Source organism: Erysipelatoclostridium sp. MSK.23.31, assembly GCF_019125875.1.
GTDB classification, from domain to species: Bacteria; Bacillota_I; Bacilli_A; order Erysipelotrichales; family Coprobacillaceae; genus Thomasclavelia; species Thomasclavelia ramosa.
This window is the reverse complement of sequence record NZ_JAHOCB010000012.1, coordinates 50,686-67,978: the sequence shown is the minus strand read 5'-3', so window position 1 is coordinate 67,978 and position 17,293 is coordinate 50,686. Positions and strand designations below refer to the sequence as shown.

The window sequence follows — 17,293 nt, the reverse complement described above, 5'->3', positions numbered from 1 at the left end:
ATTAGATTTTGTTGATAATTAAGATAGAAATTAATAACCCGTAAATAGCAACCCCTTCACCTAAGGCTACGAAAATTAATGATTTACCAAAGTTCTTTTCATTTTCAGAAAATGCTCCGATAGCCGCAGGAGCAGCAGCAGCAACAGCGATCCCAGCTCCTAAAGCTGATAAACCAGTAGCTAAAGCAGCAGCTACGAAACCTAAACCTTGAGCAATTGTTCCAGTAATTACAGCTGTTTCTTCAGCGTATACACCGTTAGTTACAGCAGCCAAATATAATGCTAAACATACTGCTCCAGCAAATCCAGCAACATGAGTTGCTAATCTAATTTTAGCGCTTTTTACGCTTACTTTTCCTGTGAATACTTTAATTAATGGTAATGATAATAAGATAACTACTAATGCTGGTAAAATAAATTCTAAAACTGTCATAATGACTTCCTCCTCGATTTTTAATCCTCTTTAATAGTTTTAAATGAAATTCCGTTTCCTTCGTAGTATCTACTAAACATTTCGTAGAACTCTAACCGTAAAACTTGAATTCCGACAATTAATCCTTCTAAGCACATTACAAAAATGTTACCAAAAATTATAACGGCTAGCTCACCAACGCCACCGACCATTTCAGCCAATGTATATACAACCAACATCATTCCGGCATGTGATAAAACAAATCCTCCAACCCGTAAAAATGACATTGTGTTAGTGATGAAAGATAAGACTACTTCGAATAATTCGAAGAATCCTTCAACAAAGAACGCACCAAAACCATTTGGGAACATTGCTTCATGTTCTTCAAATTTTCTAATTAGTGGTTCCTTTAGGAAAATTAGAAATAGTGGTAATGCAATCAATCCAACTACATAAATAACATTAACAAATCCTAATCCTAAAAACATATTTATAACTAATCCCAAAATAGAAATATAAAAGACTAATCCACAAATTCCATTTTGACTTAGCACTGCTTCTCCAAAATTCTTCTTTTTAAAACTCAAAATAACATTAAACGCCATCGAAATAATAATTAAAATTATTCCTAAACAAATCGCAGCGATCAATAATGTCATCGTGTTGTCTGGCGACATTGCATTGAATAACGGAATCAAAATTTCCTCATTTCCAAATACCGAACCAAAGACAACCCCAAAAAGCATACTGGAAATTCCTAAACGGACTCCAACCGCACCTAATTGTAAACCAAACTTTTTATAAGCCACAAATCCAACAAGTGATAAAATAACCCCTTGTCCTACGTCACCAAACATAATTCCGAATAACAAGGTATATGATAATGCCACTAATAAAGTTGGATCCGCATCATTATATTTAGGTACCCCATACATTTCGACGAACATTCTAAACGGCCGTGAAAACCAATTATTTTTAAGCAATGTTGGTGGCGATAAACGAACATCACTATTAGCTGGTTTAATATCAACTGTTACTTTCTCTAATGTTTCAAAATCTTCTTTGAATTTTTTAACACTACGTGTTGGAACAAAACCATTGACAGAAAGTTTATCACCGATTACAACAACATATTTTTGCATGATAAAGACATCATTTAAATGTTTTGCAATCGTATAGATTTCATTCAACTTATCACGGTCATTAGCAAACATTTTATCAATTCGCTCTTTTAATTTTTCACTTTGTTCTTTAGCAACATCAGCTTCTTCTTGAATCTCACCAATAGCAAGTTCTGGTGAACCGTGAACAAAGGCCGGAATATGAATCCGTTCAAAATACAATGATGAGAAAATATTATCAACTTCTGGTGCATCACCAGGCGTTGTAATATACATACACCAAGTATATTGATTATCATTGTGAAATGCTTTAAAGACAAATGGTAATGATTCATAATAATCTAATTTAGAAACATTATTTACTGGAATTTTTCCAAATCTAACCTGAAGATATTTACAGCTAAACAAATCATCAAAATCAACATCAATATCAGCAACATGTTGTAACTGAATGATTGCTTCCTGATTTTCAATAATCATCCGATCTAATTGTACTTTTACAGCATCAATTCGCTCAACATCAAGCAGTAGATCATCTAAATATTCTTTTACCCGCAGCACATTGATTTGATTAGTTTCAACTGGCACTTCTTCTAGCTTAAAATGATACTTATTTGATGCATCATTCAATCGCACCAAGATTTCTTCATAAAGATTATCTTGATTGTAAACACTTAGTCCCGTTACACTATCAATAAACTTAGAGGCCAACTCAGGATGAAAGTCATCATGGCTAAAAAGCTTTAATAAAACTTCATTGTAACGATACTTATCAAAATTAATACTAACTAAGTTTAATCTTGAAATCGCCATTATATCCCTCCTCTATATCTTGATTGATTTTCGCGTAACTTTTTTCACAATAATTAAAATCACCATCGCAATGATCCAAAGACTGAATCCAAATAAGAAAGTATGAATAACATGTAATGGTAAACTTGCTAACGGCTGGTACAATTCAATTCGATAAAACGCCGTTCCATAAAATAAACCACCAATTAAAACAGCAGCTCCTAAACGTTTTAACATACCACCAAAATTATTAGGTTTTTTAATTGTAAATAAGAACCCTAATACAATTAATAAAGCTCCAACACCAATATCACCAACACAAACAGCACCGATAAGCATCGTTAATAAAGCAACTATCGTCGTTGGATCAAAAGTGTCACCAAGTGTTACACTCAAGACATTTTCAAACGGTTGCATTAAACTATTATTTCTTACTAATACTGGTGCCACAATATTTCTATTTTCATAGATATTAACTGGTAGTTCCATAACTTTTACACTATCAATATCATCAAATTTTGCTTCAGCTTCTTTTAAATCAAAACTACTGAAAGTGTAGATCGAAGCTTTTTGTGAAAAGTCCACAACATAACGACATTTATCAAATAGTCTTTTTAAGTTATATAATCTTGTAAATGTTTCTAAAACCTCTTCTTTATATTCCTTTTTTATATCCTCTAGTTTAGAATCCATTTTAGCAATATATTGTTCCATAGCTGTTGACTCTTCAGTTAATTCGTCAATTGCTTCATGAACTTTACCATGAGCAAACTCCGGTAAGCTAATTGGCTCAAATGACATTGATGAAAATGCATTATCAATTTCAGAAATACTGCTTGTAAGTCCAGCATAAACGATCCAAACATATTGTTTAGAACGATTCAATTCCCTAAAAATAAATTCATAATCACGATAATATTGAATTTTTGTAAATTCATTCACAGGAATCTTTCCAAATCGACAGGTAATATATTTAGTATTCTTAACATCATCAACACTTATTTTTGATTCTTCTAGATTTTTCAACAAAATGATTGCTTCATCATTTTCTTCTTTTTCTTTTGTAATATCTTCTTTAATTTTGACAATATTATCAATTTTATCATTAATATCATCTATTAATTTATTTGCATTATGCAAGTTGATTTCTTTAAATTCATTATCTTGAACATTACTTTCAAGATTTAAACGATTTAAGATGTGATAAATGTTATCTAGTGGTTCATTATACGGATTAGCTTCATCCATAACTGATACCCCTTTAACATTATTTGCTATTTTTTTAGAATCTTGAGGAAACATTTCATCTTGATACTCGGTCATCTTAATTAGCATTTTCATCAAATCTTTATGTTCAAAGGAAATATTAAAGAAATGTGTTTTTATAATAGCCATTCATTAATCCCTCCTATGCAAAGATCAGCATCTCTTCAATACTAGATGCATCTCGTCCATATCTAATTCCCTCAATAATATGTTTTAGATTATCAACCTCTACCTTTTGTAAGATTGAATATGTTAAATATACTAACGGTGCGTTACTAGAAAAACGCATATATCTTTTAGCGATATTATATCTAACTTCTTCAACATAATATTCGATATAAGCATAGTCTTTATCACCTAAATACAGCTTATATTTAGAATTAGCTAATAATTCCATCAATTCTTTTGCACTACGAGCTTCAATTAATGTATCCAACATTGATGAAGACATTCGACAATGCTCTAAATATAAAGAATTTTTAATTGTTTCATTCGATTCTTTAAAATATTTTTTGAATCGATAGATCTTCGTAATATTGATCAACTCAATCGATGTCGATAAAATATCTAATAATTCTTTTTGTTCTTTACCCTTAAAATTCTTTTTAATGGCAGCCACATAAGTACTATAAAATAGTGATTTCATCTGACGTTCTAAAGCATTAATATCAATCGGTGCTGTAAAATCAAAATCAGCTAATATTTTATAATACCTAGTATCTCTTAAATATGTTACTAGATCCTTATAGTTATCAACATTGATCAATCCATAAATATTGAAACTCATTTTGCTTGCTAAATAATCAGGTATCTCCAAAGAAAAACTCGCTTGATCTTTTTCTTTAATACTGACAACCTTATCAACAATCAATTGAACCTCAATTCCAATGACCTCTTGGCTATAGAAATCTTGATTCTTTTTTGGTGCATACTTCATTAATCTCGCACAACGTTCAAAGTATTCTTTATTTAAAGCAGCCTCTACTTGGCGACGGTGAACGTTACGGACATTAATATCTTCTAAAACACCACTATACTTTGTTTGCGATTTTAAGTATGTTACCATCTCACTAAGTGACTGTTTCCGGCATAGATCACTATAACCTTCCTCACCAATGCGGTATCCATACATCGCTTTAGCCTTAGCACATAGTGCATTTGACGATAAAGCCATACCTTCACCTTCTTACTTTAAACATCTTTCGACAATCTGATTGATCCATTTGTCCTTATTTTGATTATAAAGATTCTCTAAATTAGCTACAGTATCATTATAATCTTGATCAAGCTGCTTTGCTTCTTCTTTGTTTTTATTCATTAATTCAGCTTTATGCGCCTCAATCTTTTTGTTTTGTTCGGTGACAAAACCATCATATATCTCTTTTCTTTTTTCATTCATGTTGGTTTGCGCATCTAATTTCTTAGCTTTTGCAGCTTCAACACGTTCGACACATTTACGGTCTATTTCTACTAACCTTTGAATTACATCATCCATAGTATAAGCCCCCTTTGCCTGAGATAAGTATACTCCTATATTTTAAAAATGCAACGATAATAATCTATCAATTGAAAAAAATAGTCATTTTCGCTGTATCCCTAGTCTGACAAGGGTTTACAACGATTTAACAAACTTTTTAAAGACTTATATTTTTTTCGTGAAAAATAATTATCATGCTTTTTTAACATGATAATTATAGCGCTAAGTTTGATAAAATCACTAGACAATCTATGCGATTTGTCTAGTAAACAAGATTTTGAAAACGCTTCGAATAAAAGGTCCTGCAATTAACAGTTGTAGTGGTAAAGCTGCAATAAAATTTTTTGGAATATTTGTCAACCACACCATTAAAGTCTGTTCACTGATTCCAGCCTGTTCAACTGCACCGTATAAAGACATTAAAATAACCATGCCACAGACCATAAAAAATGAGATCATAATAATCTTAATAAGTGGTTTACTTTTAGGATTTACAACTTTAAAAGCTAAACTTTTAGCAAACTTAGATATTATTACCCAATCACATAAAATCGCAAATAAATAGGCTAATGGGAATCCCAACCATGCTTCTTTGATTGCTTCGCTTGAAAAGCCGAAGTGTAAACTGACATTATAGACACTCATCCAAAAAACCATAAAGGCACACATAAACATTGTAAAAACTAAACTTTCTTTTCTATTTGTTGGCATTAATTTTTCCTCCTTTTAACATAAAAAAGCCAGTTAACAAAACCATAACTTTCGCTACAATCTTTGTCAGCTGACTTAATCATCACTACCATTATTTAGTAATATTCTTTTAATGCAATGCTATCCTAGCATAAAAAATTTATTTGTGTAAGTTTTTTTTTTATTTTTTTTATATTCATTGAGGGAGCTAATCAGTTGTGATAAAGTATTGTTAGTGAGGTTATGAATATGATAAAAGAAAATATTGCAAAAATGCAAACATTAATGAAAGAAAATGGAATTGATATTTATATCATTCCAACTAGTGATTTTCATCAAAGTGAATATGTTGGTGAATATTTTAGAGGACGTAAATTCTTATCAGGATTTACCGGTTCTGCTGGAACATTAGTAATCAGTCTAGATGAAGCACGTTTATGGACTGACGGGCGTTATTTTATCCAAGCAGAACAACAATTAGCTGGAAGTGGCATTATTTTAATGAAAATGGCTATGCCTGGGGTTCCAACAATCAAAGAATATCTTGATCAAAACACTGATAAGACTGTTGGTTTTGATGGACGAGTAATGTCATATCAAGAAGTTGCTCGTTTAAGTAATAAACTAATTACAGATGTTGACTTAGTTGATGAAGTTTGGAGTGAACGCCCTAGCATCTCTCATGAGCCAGCTTTTATTTATGATGAAGAATATTGCGGTGAATCACGTGCTTCAAAACTTGCACGTTTGCGCAGTGCCATGGGAGATTGCCAACACCATATTATTACTAGCTTAGATGATATTGTCTGGTTATTTAACATTCGTGGTAACGATGTAGATTGTAATCCCGTCGTACTATCTTATGCTTTGATTAATCAAGATAATGCTATTCTATATGTTCAAGATAACGTCGTTGATGTTAAAACTGAAGCTATTTTAAAAAGGGATAGTATTATCATCAGAGCTTATAATGATATTTATGAAGATGTTAAAAAACTAACTGGAAAAGTCTTATTAGATGATCAAATTGTTAATTATCAAATCTTCAATAATCTAAATTGTGAAATAAAAACAGCACCTAATCCAACTCAACATTTTAAAGCGATAAAAAATGAAACTGAAATCAAAGCAACCAAAAATGCCCATATCAAAGATGGTGTCGCTATGACTAAATTCATGTATTGGTTAAAAAACAACGTTGGAAAAATCGAATTAGATGAAGTTACCATCTCTGATAAATTAGCAGCATTTAGAAAAGAACAAAATGAATTTTTTGATCTAAGTTTTGATACTATTTGCGGATACAAAGCTAACGCTGCTTTGATGCACTACAAAGCAGAACCTAGAAATTGTGCAAAAGTAACTAATGAGGGAATGCTATTAATCGATTCTGGTGGTCAATATTTAGATGGAACGATCGATACAACAAGAACCTTTGTTTTAGGTCCTATCAGTGATATTGAAAGACGTGATTTTACCGTGGCTTTAAAAGCAATGTTTAGACTACAAGCAGCTCATTTCTTAGCGGGAACAACTGGTCCAAACCTAGATTTATTAGCACGTGGTATAGTTTATGAATACAATCTTGATTATCGCTGCGGAACAGGACATGGAGTTGGTCACTTCTTAAACGTCCATGAAGGACCAAATGGATTCAGACCCCATGATCGTCCAGGATTTGCTAAAATGTGTGCTTTTGAACCAGGAATGATCACAACAGATGAACCTGGTATTTATATCGAAAATAGTCATGGTGTTCGTCATGAAAATGAATTGTTATGTGTTGAAGTCGAAACTAATGAATATGGTCAGTTCTTAAAATTTGAACCAATTACAATGGTTCCATTTGATTTAGATGGTTTAGATCTTGAATTATTATCTAATCATGAAATCAAACAAATCAATGATTATCAACAATTAGTATTTGATCATGTTGCACCATTTTTAACAAATGAAGAGAGAGCTTGGTTACAAGCTAACTTATTAATTAAATAAGTATAGTCTAAAGGCACACTTGCATAGTGCCTTTTTATTTGCTTTATAAACTAATCACCAATCTTTAAAACAAAAAAGGAAGCTGTGCTTCCTTAAATCTTAATTTCATTATTCTCATCAGCCAAATATTCAACTACCTCTCCTTGGCTTAGAGATTGTTGAATATTAATCAATCTTTGATTAGATGAACCACGATAAAGTAAAGCTAAACTTTTTTTATCTAATTCAAATTTGCCATCGATTAGCATATCACAAAGTTCCAATAATGCTTTTTTATTAGGATCATCCATAATTTGTTCGAATGTAAAACCACTATAAATAACAATATTTAGTTTTCTAAGTCGAGCAGCTTTACAAAGTTCTTTTAAAGGCTCGATTTGTAACATTGGTTCACCACCTGATAACGTGATTCCATCTAATAAAGGATTTTCATCAATTTCATTAATTATTTCACTAGTATCTCTAATATACCCGCCATTAATATCATGGCTTTTAGGATTGTGGCAGCCTAAACAATTATGAAAACAACCTTGGGTAAAAATCGCATATCTTAAGCCCGGCCCATCAACAATAGAATCATTAACCGTACCAAATAATCTAATTTCCATTAATTATTCATTCCTTGGTTTCGTGTTTTACACGATCACTTTCTTCAGCCTTTTTCCCATCATTAAAACGATCTAATGTTCCTACTAAATAACCAGTGATTCGCCGGATTCGTTCAAAACCATGATGTTCTTCCTCGCTTCTTCCACATAACGGGCAAACATCATCAATAATTCCATTATAACCACATACTGGATCACGATCAACTGGATGATTGATTGCTCCATAACCAATTCCATTATCATGCATTGCTCTAACAATTTTTTCGAATGCAGCAATATTTTTAGTCGGATCCCCATCCATCTCGACATAACTAATATGACCACCATTAGTTAATTCATGATATGGTCCTTCTAATTTTATTTTCTTAAAAGCACTAATTGGATAATATACAGGAATATGGAAACTATTAGTATAATATTCACGATCAGTAATCCCGTCTAATTCTCCAAAAAGTTTTTTATCCATTTTAACAAAACGACCTGAAAGTCCTTCTGCCGGAGTAGCAATCAAACTAAAATTCAAATTATATTTTTCAGTTGCTTTATCCATTGCCTTGCGCATATGAGCAACAATTTGTAATCCTAAGATCTGAGCTTTTTCACTTTCACCATGATGTACCCCAATCAAAGCTTTTAATGTTTCCGCTAATCCGATAAATCCGACTGTTAAAGTTCCATGTTTTAAAACCTCACGAACTTCATCATCAGGTTTTAATTCATCACTATCAAGCCAAACTCCCTGCTCCATTAAAAAAGGATAGTTTTTAGCCTTACGACGACATTGAATTTCAAAACGTTCTAACAATTGCTCAATACATAAATCTAACATTCCATCAAGCTTATCAAAAAACTCATTTACATCTCCTTTAGAACGAATTGCCAATCTTGGTAAATTGATAGAAGTAAAACTTAAATTTCCACGCCCAAAACTAATTTCTTTGTCCGGTGCATAAACATTTCCCATAACTCGTGTTCGACATCCCATATAAGCAATTTCAGTTTCTGGCGTTCCTTTATAATATTGTTTATTGAAAGGAGCATCAACAAATGAAAAATTAGGGAATAAACGTTTTGCAGAGGTACGACAAGCTAATTTAAAAAGATCGTAATTAGGCTCACCTTCATTATAGTTGATTCCTTCTTTTACTCTAAATATTTGAATTGGAAAAATTGGTGTTTCACCATGACCTAGCCCAGCTTCTGTTGCTAATAATATATTACGCATTACCATGCGCCCTTCACTTGAAGTATCCATACCATAATTGATTGAACTAAACGGTACTTGTGCTCCAGCTCTTGAATGCATAGTATTAAGATTGTGAATAAACGCCTCCATCGCTTGATATGTCTCTCGATCAGTTTCTTCATAAGCGCTTGTAATTGCAAATTCAACGATTTCATCTACAAATTTATCTACTTTATTAGCTTTCAGTGTTTCTTTTAATTGTTCTTCAAATGCCTCATTTTTATCTAAAGTAGGTTTTAAACGCATTTCTCCCTTTACTTTAGTCGCAATATCTTCACCATCTAATTTTACTAATAAAGTAATTGCTTTAGCTAAATTATGATAAAAATGCTTTAAGTATGATTTTGCAACACCTGGTGCCATACTATAATCAAAATTAGGAATTGCCTGACCTCCATGTTGATCATTTTGGTTTGACTGGATAGCAATGCAAGCTAGAGCAGCATAGATACTAATGCTATTTGGCTCTCTTAAAACTCCATGGCCAGTTGAAAATCCTCCTGCAAATAATTTAATTAAATCAATTTGACAACAAGTTGTGGTTAAAGTTAAAAAATCCATATCATGAATATGTATATCCCCATTAATATGAGCACGTGCATGTTTAGGATTTAATACAAACATCTCATTAAACTGTTTTGCTGCTTCAGCTCCATATTTCAGCATTGTCCCCATCGGAGCATCTGCATTCACGTTAGCATTTTCTCTTTTTAGATCACTATCTTTACTATCAGCAAAAGTAATCTCTTCAAAAGTCTTCATTAGCCGTGACTTCATATCCCTTTCACGCGTACGATTAGCGCGATATAAAATATAGGCTTTAGCCACTCGTACATATCCTTGTTCAATCAATACTTCTTCAACCGTATCTTGAACTAATTCTACCGTTGGTAATTCACTCTTCTTTTTTTCTAGCTTTGTTTCAACTGTTTTAGCAATATTCATGGCATTTTTTAATTCATATTTACCACCACTTGCTTCAAATGCTTTGTATATAGCTCCTGCAATCTTATCTAACTCAAATGCGACTAGGCGCCCATCTCTCTTACGAATATTTTCTATCATTCTATATCCCTCCATGCACTATTAAGTATATCTTATTTGTATTTTTAATTCATGTTATATACTCCTTTACCCAGCCCTTTTTATAATCATAAAATAAAACGCTCTCCCATTACAGGAAAACGTTATCTAACGTAATATAACCGTTTATCATTATCAAGAATACTTTTTCACACTAACCTGATAATTTTGATAAATCGCTAATAAGTAGCCATCAGTTACCTTTTCAACCACCCCATATCTAAAGACTTCTTCTTGGTCTAAGTCATATTTTTCTATCAAATAATGCATTGTTTCACGTGCTTCGCTTTTATCTAAACGGGCCTTCCACCAGCGTTTAGGTTTTATTTTTGATAACCGTAAATAGTCTTCAATCAATAAATCCTGATACTGCCGATTTAAATATTCGTCTAAATAACTAAATAATTCATCATTTTGAAATTTAAACATTTTAAATTGTTGTTTCAAATAATAATTGCCCAGGTCTAAGAAAAAATAAAAAGGTGAAGCGACTGTTCTTATCACTGTATTCATTGTTATTGGCATCTTGCCACTATTCCAGAATTTCTCTAACATTTCTTCTGCCAAATGAATTTTCCCAATATCTTCAGGGCTTAAATCATTACTATAAAGCAATTCATAGGGTGGATTTTCATCATATACATACCCATATTTTTCTGCCTCTTTTCGAAGACTTGTTCCTCTCAATAACTTTAAAAAACCTAATTGCAGTTCCTTTGGATAAAAAGCAAAAACATCATCAAATGATCGGGCAAATCTCTCTAGGTTTTCTAAAGGCAAACCTGCAATCAAATCTAAATGAAAATCAATTTTATGATTTTGCTGTAACTGTTTAATTACTTCACTTAACCGTTCAAAATTTTGATATCTTTTAACGATTTCATTTGTCGGCTCATATGTTGACTGAATTCCTATTTCAAATCGTAATAATCCTCTTGGAGCATAATCATTAATATAATCAATAATTCGCTGATCTAGTACATCACCATTAATTTCGAATTGAAATTGAATTCCTGGTCGATAATGCTTAAAAATAAATTCTAAAATCGCCAAAGCATGAGCTGTTTTAGCATTAAAGCTCCGATCTAGCAGCTTAATTGTCTTAACTCCACTATCAAGCAATAATGATAATTGCGCTTTTAAATAATCTAAACTAAAGAAGCGTAATCCTTTTTCTAATGAAGATAAACAGTACTGGCATTGATATGGACAGCCGCGACTTGTTTCAAAATAAAGAATCCGCTTATCCATATCAGCAAGATCACGTTTTAATAAATAAGGTGATTCAAGTGTTTCAAGATATTGTAGATCAACCGGCTTAGTTTGTTGATAATCTCGCTTATCTTTTCTGCTAATTCCTTGAATATTAATCGGCTGCTGTGTTTCTAAACAATCTAACAGTTCTTTAAAAGCCACCTCACCTTCACCACTAATTAAATAGTCAATTTTAAAGTTATCTAGAAAATAATCAATTTCATAACTTACTTCCGGTCCTCCAATTACAATAACTAATTGTGGGTCCATTTTTTTTAATTTATCTATCAATATTTTTATTAAATCAACATTCCAAATATAGACACTAAAAGCCACAACCTGTACTTTTTGTTCAATAATATCATTTGCAATTGTATCAAGATCCTCTTTGATCGTATATTCTTTAAAATCCACCTCATGATATTCTTTAGTAGCTACATAAAGCAATCTTAACGATAAAGACTTATGTATATATTTTGAATTTAAAGTAGTAATTAATGTTTTCATTTCTTTACCTCATTAAAATAATCTAGAGGTAACCCCTAGATTATTTTTTCGTAACTTTTGGCATTACATTGTTATATAAACAATATTCTTCAAAAGTCCATTCCTTTTCAACGATTTTTTTTGCTACATCTTTACCAACATAACGTAAATGCCAAGGCTCATGAGCAATTCCCGTTATTCCGTCAGTACCATTTTCAAAACGGATAATAAAGCCGTATTTAGCACAATTTTTAATTACCCATTTATATTCATCAGTATCACCAAAAGTGATTTTTTTACCTTCTACAACACTTTGACTAGTTAAATCAATTCCTAAACCAGTTTGATGTTCACTTGCTCCAGGCTGAGCGACATATTCATTTGCATACTGCCCGCCAAAACGTCTTTCAAAATCAGCCATTGTATCAACTTGTGTCTGATATGAACGATACGCACTATTAACAACTAATTCTAACCCTTCTTTTTTAGCTGCTTCATACATTTTAGTTAAAGCATCTGATGTTTCTTTAGTCATTTTCGGATTTTGACAATCTGGAGCTACTGGAATTTCCGGATCTACTAATTTAGGTTCATAGCTTTCTGGTAAATAGAAACCTTTTTTTACTAAAACTAATAAATCATCAGGATTAGTAATTGTATAGCTTTCTTTAGGCTCACCATTAGATGAAATCAAAAATGGATAGTTAGTAATACATACTGCATAATTATAGTCTTTGTAATTATTATAAGCGTTGATATACGCTTCAAGATTTTGAATTTGATAACCTTTTACTTTGCGATAAGGCTCTAAATCCTTGGCAGTATAATTATGATCGATCAAATATTGTAAATCTTCTTTTGATACTTTATCACTAATCAAATTCCAAATAACTTTCTCACTATACCCCATACTTTTTAGTTTAGGTACTTCTTCTTTAAATAATCCATTAATATATGTAACAACATCAGCATATTCCATCTTTTTATTCATGCCTAGATATTTTTCGTATTCATCATATAAAGAAACTTTTTTAGAATTTGCTATCCAATTAGTAATATGATCAAGTTTATCATGGGATAAAATTTCATTTTCTTGTTCTTTTGTTAATGACAAAATTTCACTTGCTTGTGAAAATGAATAGCCCTTGATTAATAATTTAATCCGTGTCAAATTTAACACAACAACAATTCCAATAACTAAGACAACCCCAACAGCCCCAACAAGAGCAACGCGTCCAACCTTAAGGCGACTTCGACTACTTGTTCCATAACTGCTGTAATATCCATAATCTCTTTTCTTTTTAAACATTATTATATTACCTCTTTAATACTTTCTCTTTATTTACATGTACTTAAATAATCGTTACGCCCTAATTCATATTGATCGTTACCATTACTATCAATCACTACTACTAATGGCATATCCTCAACTTCTAAACGTCGAATCGCTTCAGGTCCAAGATCATCAAAAGCAATTACTGTACATTCTTTAATGCAATTAGACATCATCGCTCCGGCTCCACCGATAGCACCAAAATACACTCCATGATATTTAATGATTGCATCTTTAACTGCCTGCTGACGATATCCCTTACCAATCATCGAACGTAATCCTAACTTGATCATTGTTGGTGCAAAAGCATCCATTCTCCCAGACGTTGTAGGTCCTCCACTCCCAAATACTTTACCAGGTTTACTTGGCGTTGGTCCCACATAAAAAATTACTTGATCCTCTAAATGAAAAGGTAATTCCTTTCCTTCTTCAATCAAAGCCATCAAACGTTTATGAGCCGCATCACGACCCGTATAGATAGTTCCGCTTAGTAACACTTCATCACCAGCATGTAATTGTTTTATTTTTTCAACGGTAAGCGGTGTTGTCAATTTAATCATAATGAAGCCTCCTTATGACGCGCTACATGGCAGCAAATACTTACTGCAACAGGCATTCCAGCAATATGAGTAGGATGAGTCTCAATATTCAATGATAGAGCCGTAGTTTTTCCACCATAACCAGCTGGTCCAATTCCTGTAGCATTGATCATCTCTAATAATTCAGTTTCTAAAGCAGCATATCGGCTATCTTCGTGATGGGTTCCAATTTCACGCATCATTGCTTGTTTTGACAACATCGTAACTTTGTCAAATGACCCTCCGATCCCTACACCAATCACCATCGGCGGGCAAGCATTAGGTCCAGCGTCATTAACCACTTTCATTACAAAATCTTTAACTCCCTGCAATCCATCACTTGGTTTTAACATTTTAATTTGTGACATGTTTTCAGACCCAAATCCTTTTGGAGCTACAACAATTTTAAATTCATCACCACAAACAAGATCAAAATAAATAATTGCTGGGGTATTATCTTTAGTATTGATCCGTTCAAATAATGGATCATCAACTACTGATTTACGAAGATAACCTTCCTCGTACCCTTGACGCACTCCTTCATTAATAGCAGCTTTTAAATCACCATCCACATGAACTTCTTGTCCAATTGTAATATACACAAAAGCCATACCAGTATCTTGACAAATCGGCATCATATTATCTTTAGCTAAATCAGCATTATCAATCAATACTTCCAAAGTCTTTTTAGCTAAGGGATATGGTTCTGTATCTGTCTTATCTTTAAGTGCCTTAAACACATCACTGGGTAAATTACAAGCTGCTTCCATACATAGTTGTTTTACTGTTTTTGTAATATCTTCACATTTAATCTCACGCATAACTTTTTCCTTCCATAAAAAAAGGTTAAAACCTTTTTAGATAATTTTTTCCTGAATTCCTGGATAATATAAAGAATAATATCGCAGTGACATCAATTCAACTGCTGTTAATAACGTATGTTTACCAATCTTTCGCTGTTCGCTATCACCTAATACAATCGTATAATTAACGTTTATTCCAATATCTATCCCTGGATTATTTGTCATTAAAACAACCTTACATTTTGATTTCTTTAAATACTGTAAAACTTTCGAATTACTCCGTGCATAAAATCCATTTACTGTCACAATAATTGCAACACTATTTTCATCCATCAAACGCGCACAATCAATCTGACGTTCTGTTTCCATATATGCCATTGTAAACTTTTCCAGCATTAGTAAATCAGTTTGAAAATGCAACGCTGCAGAATGAGAAAACTGAGTTCCAAAAAAAGCTACTGAATCACTATCATGAATAGCCTGTAGAACTTTATCAATCACATTCCAGTCTAACCGCTGTGACAATTTTGAAATAGCATCACATACTTGATCACTATAATATTTAGTACATTCTTGAGGTTTATCTTTCATCATGTCCAAAGGAACATTAATTAAATTATTAAACTTTTTGCTATCTGAAGCAAATGAAGAACATTCTTGTTTTAAATGAGCATAATTTTCATATCCTAAAGCACGACAAAAACGTGAAATCGTTGCCGGGGATACATAACATTCTTTAGCAAGCTGACTAATTCCCATTTTGGCCACTTTCGAAAAATTATGAGCCATATACCAGGCAATATTATAATTTGTATCAGCTTCACTAGCTGTATCTAAAAAGATAATTAAACGATAAAATAAGCTTTTCATCCTCATTCCTCCACTTATGTGTATTATACACTATATTTCGCCATTTTAAAATAGCTCGATATCTATCCGAACGAATAATTATCACATATTTTAAGATATTCTATATACATTTTCACCATTGTTTAGTTATATACTAACAATGTAGTCAAAAGAAATATTCGATTTTCCCTTCAATATAATGACTACAAACAATATATAAAGATATCCTTCCCTGATATCATGTATTATTAGTATCCTTTCCCTGATAACTAATAATAAAAGCGACAAGTGATTTCCCCACTTGTCGTTTTTCTGTTTCTATAAAATTTGACTATAAACACGTAAAACGTTCTTATAAAAAACTTTCTCAATTTCATTTTCACTAAAGCCAGCTTCCTGCAGTGCAGCAGCTAATTGGGGCATCATCGAAGCATCAGCTAATTCAAGGTTTTGATCAATACCATCAAAATCACTACCTAAGCCAACATAATCTATCCCCACCAGTTCCTTAATATATAAAATATGTTTAACCATATCTTCAATACATGAACGCATCCCGCCATGACTCGATGGTTTTAAGAAATCTCCGCAAAAATTAATTCCCATGACGCCATTACGTTTCGCTAACTGTTTGATCATATCATCAGACATATTTCGAGCAACTCCGCAAACGCTACGAGCATTACTATGTGATGCAACAAACGGTTTTGTCGTATATTTTAATACATCATAAAATCCCGCATCACTCAAATGTGAAACATCAATAATGATTCCCAACCGCTCCATTTCCTTGACATAAGCAATCCCAAAATCAGTTAATCCATCTTCTGTATTTAAATGATATAAATCTTTAAATTCCTTAGTACTAATCAAATTAGGATAACCTATTCCGTTAGGATGATTCCAAGTTAAAGTAATCATCCTAACGCCTAGACGATAATAATTACGTAAGATTGCAAGATCATTATTTACGACTGCCCCTTCTTCCAATGTAAGCATCGCTGACATTAGACCATTTTTTTGATTATTAAGAATATCTTCATAACTATATACTGGTTTAATCAGCTCAGGACTTTTTTCTAGTTCTGTATAATATAGATCAATTAATCGCTGTGCCTTTGTTAGTGGATCAAGATGATCACTTAAGTTTACAAACATCGCAAAGTTTTGCAACAAATAATCACCTTTAACCATTTTCTTTAAATCAATATTAAAATCATTTTTTGATAAACAGCCACCTTCATCATAAAGCCGCAAGATGGTATCACAATGCATATCAACAACTTTCATTTTCTCACCT

At 32.3% G+C, this 17,293-nt stretch carries 15 protein-coding genes; 1 reads left to right on the top strand and 14 read right to left on the bottom strand.

The annotated features are described in order from the left end of the window. Position 1: 1 nt before the first annotated feature. The 6 genes from KSU54_RS07375 to KSU54_RS07350 form a co-directional block, all read right to left on the bottom strand. Positions 2-433: an ATP synthase subunit C gene (locus KSU54_RS07375; RefSeq protein WP_003537295.1), complete on the bottom strand. Its 432-nt coding sequence runs from the start codon at positions 431-433 to the stop codon at positions 2-4. A gap of 20 nt (positions 434-453) precedes the next feature. Further along, complete coding sequence (locus KSU54_RS07370) at positions 454-2,346, bottom strand: V-type ATP synthase subunit I (RefSeq protein WP_003537294.1); 1,893 nt, start codon at positions 2,344-2,346, stop codon at positions 454-456. Positions 2,347-2,358: 12 nt separating this feature from the next. Beyond that, on the bottom strand, positions 2,359-3,720 hold the full coding sequence (locus KSU54_RS07365; protein WP_003537293.1) for a hypothetical protein: 1,362 nt from the start codon (positions 3,718-3,720) through the stop codon (positions 2,359-2,361). A 13-nt stretch (positions 3,721-3,733) separates the two neighbouring features. Then, on the bottom strand, positions 3,734-4,765 hold the full coding sequence (locus KSU54_RS07360) for a V0D/AC39 family V-type ATPase subunit (protein WP_003537292.1): 1,032 nt from the start codon (positions 4,763-4,765) through the stop codon (positions 3,734-3,736). A 12-nt stretch (positions 4,766-4,777) separates the two neighbouring features. Continuing rightward, positions 4,778-5,086, bottom strand: coding sequence for a hypothetical protein (locus KSU54_RS07355; RefSeq protein ID WP_003537291.1), 309 nt, complete (start codon positions 5,084-5,086; stop codon positions 4,778-4,780). A gap of 231 nt (positions 5,087-5,317) precedes the next feature. Beyond that, positions 5,318-5,779, bottom strand: a complete 462-nt coding sequence (locus tag KSU54_RS07350) for a DUF2798 domain-containing protein (RefSeq protein ID WP_003537285.1) — start codon at positions 5,777-5,779, stop codon at positions 5,318-5,320. A 228-nt stretch (positions 5,780-6,007) separates the two neighbouring features. Here KSU54_RS07350 and KSU54_RS07345 point away from each other — a divergent pair, with 228 nt between their 5' ends. Then, positions 6,008-7,753 carry a M24B family metallopeptidase gene (locus KSU54_RS07345; protein WP_008791117.1) on the top strand — a complete coding sequence of 582 codons (1,746 nt, stop codon included), beginning with the start codon at positions 6,008-6,010 and terminating at the stop codon, positions 7,751-7,753. A 92-nt stretch (positions 7,754-7,845) separates the two neighbouring features. Here the strand turns inward: KSU54_RS07345 and nrdG are convergent, their stop codons facing one another. The 8 genes from nrdG to KSU54_RS07305 form a co-directional block, all read right to left on the bottom strand. Continuing rightward, positions 7,846-8,361, bottom strand: coding sequence for an anaerobic ribonucleoside-triphosphate reductase activating protein (gene nrdG / locus KSU54_RS07340; RefSeq protein ID WP_003537283.1), 516 nt, complete (start codon positions 8,359-8,361; stop codon positions 7,846-7,848). 7 nt (positions 8,362-8,368) lie between these two features. Beyond that, positions 8,369-10,672: an anaerobic ribonucleoside triphosphate reductase gene (locus KSU54_RS07335; RefSeq protein ID WP_008791115.1), complete on the bottom strand. Its 2,304-nt coding sequence runs from the start codon at positions 10,670-10,672 to the stop codon at positions 8,369-8,371. 153 nt (positions 10,673-10,825) lie between these two features. Further along, positions 10,826-12,451 (bottom strand): B12-binding domain-containing radical SAM protein, encoded by a 1,626-nt coding sequence (locus KSU54_RS07330; protein ID WP_003537281.1) that lies wholly within the window; start codon positions 12,449-12,451, stop codon positions 10,826-10,828. Between the two features lie 40 nt (positions 12,452-12,491). Beyond that, the gene (locus KSU54_RS07325) at positions 12,492-13,739 is read right to left on the bottom strand and encodes a M15 family metallopeptidase (protein WP_003537280.1); all 1,248 of its coding nucleotides are present in this window, start codon (positions 13,737-13,739) and stop codon (positions 12,492-12,494) included. A gap of 29 nt (positions 13,740-13,768) precedes the next feature. Next, positions 13,769-14,323, bottom strand: coding sequence for a Fe-S-containing hydro-lyase (locus KSU54_RS07320; protein ID WP_003537279.1), 555 nt, complete (start codon positions 14,321-14,323; stop codon positions 13,769-13,771). Continuing rightward, positions 14,320-15,162 (bottom strand): fumarate hydratase, encoded by an 843-nt coding sequence (locus tag KSU54_RS07315; RefSeq protein ID WP_003537278.1) that lies wholly within the window; start codon positions 15,160-15,162, stop codon positions 14,320-14,322. The genes KSU54_RS07320 and KSU54_RS07315 overlap by 4 nt, the downstream gene beginning before the upstream one ends. A gap of 36 nt (positions 15,163-15,198) precedes the next feature. Further along, positions 15,199-16,014 (bottom strand): MurR/RpiR family transcriptional regulator, encoded by an 816-nt coding sequence (locus KSU54_RS07310; protein ID WP_003537277.1) that lies wholly within the window; start codon positions 16,012-16,014, stop codon positions 15,199-15,201. A 297-nt stretch (positions 16,015-16,311) separates the two neighbouring features. Next, entirely contained in the window at positions 16,312-17,283 is a 972-nt protein-coding gene (locus KSU54_RS07305; RefSeq protein ID WP_003537276.1) for a dipeptidase, read from the bottom strand. Positions 17,284-17,293 lie beyond the last annotated feature (10 nt).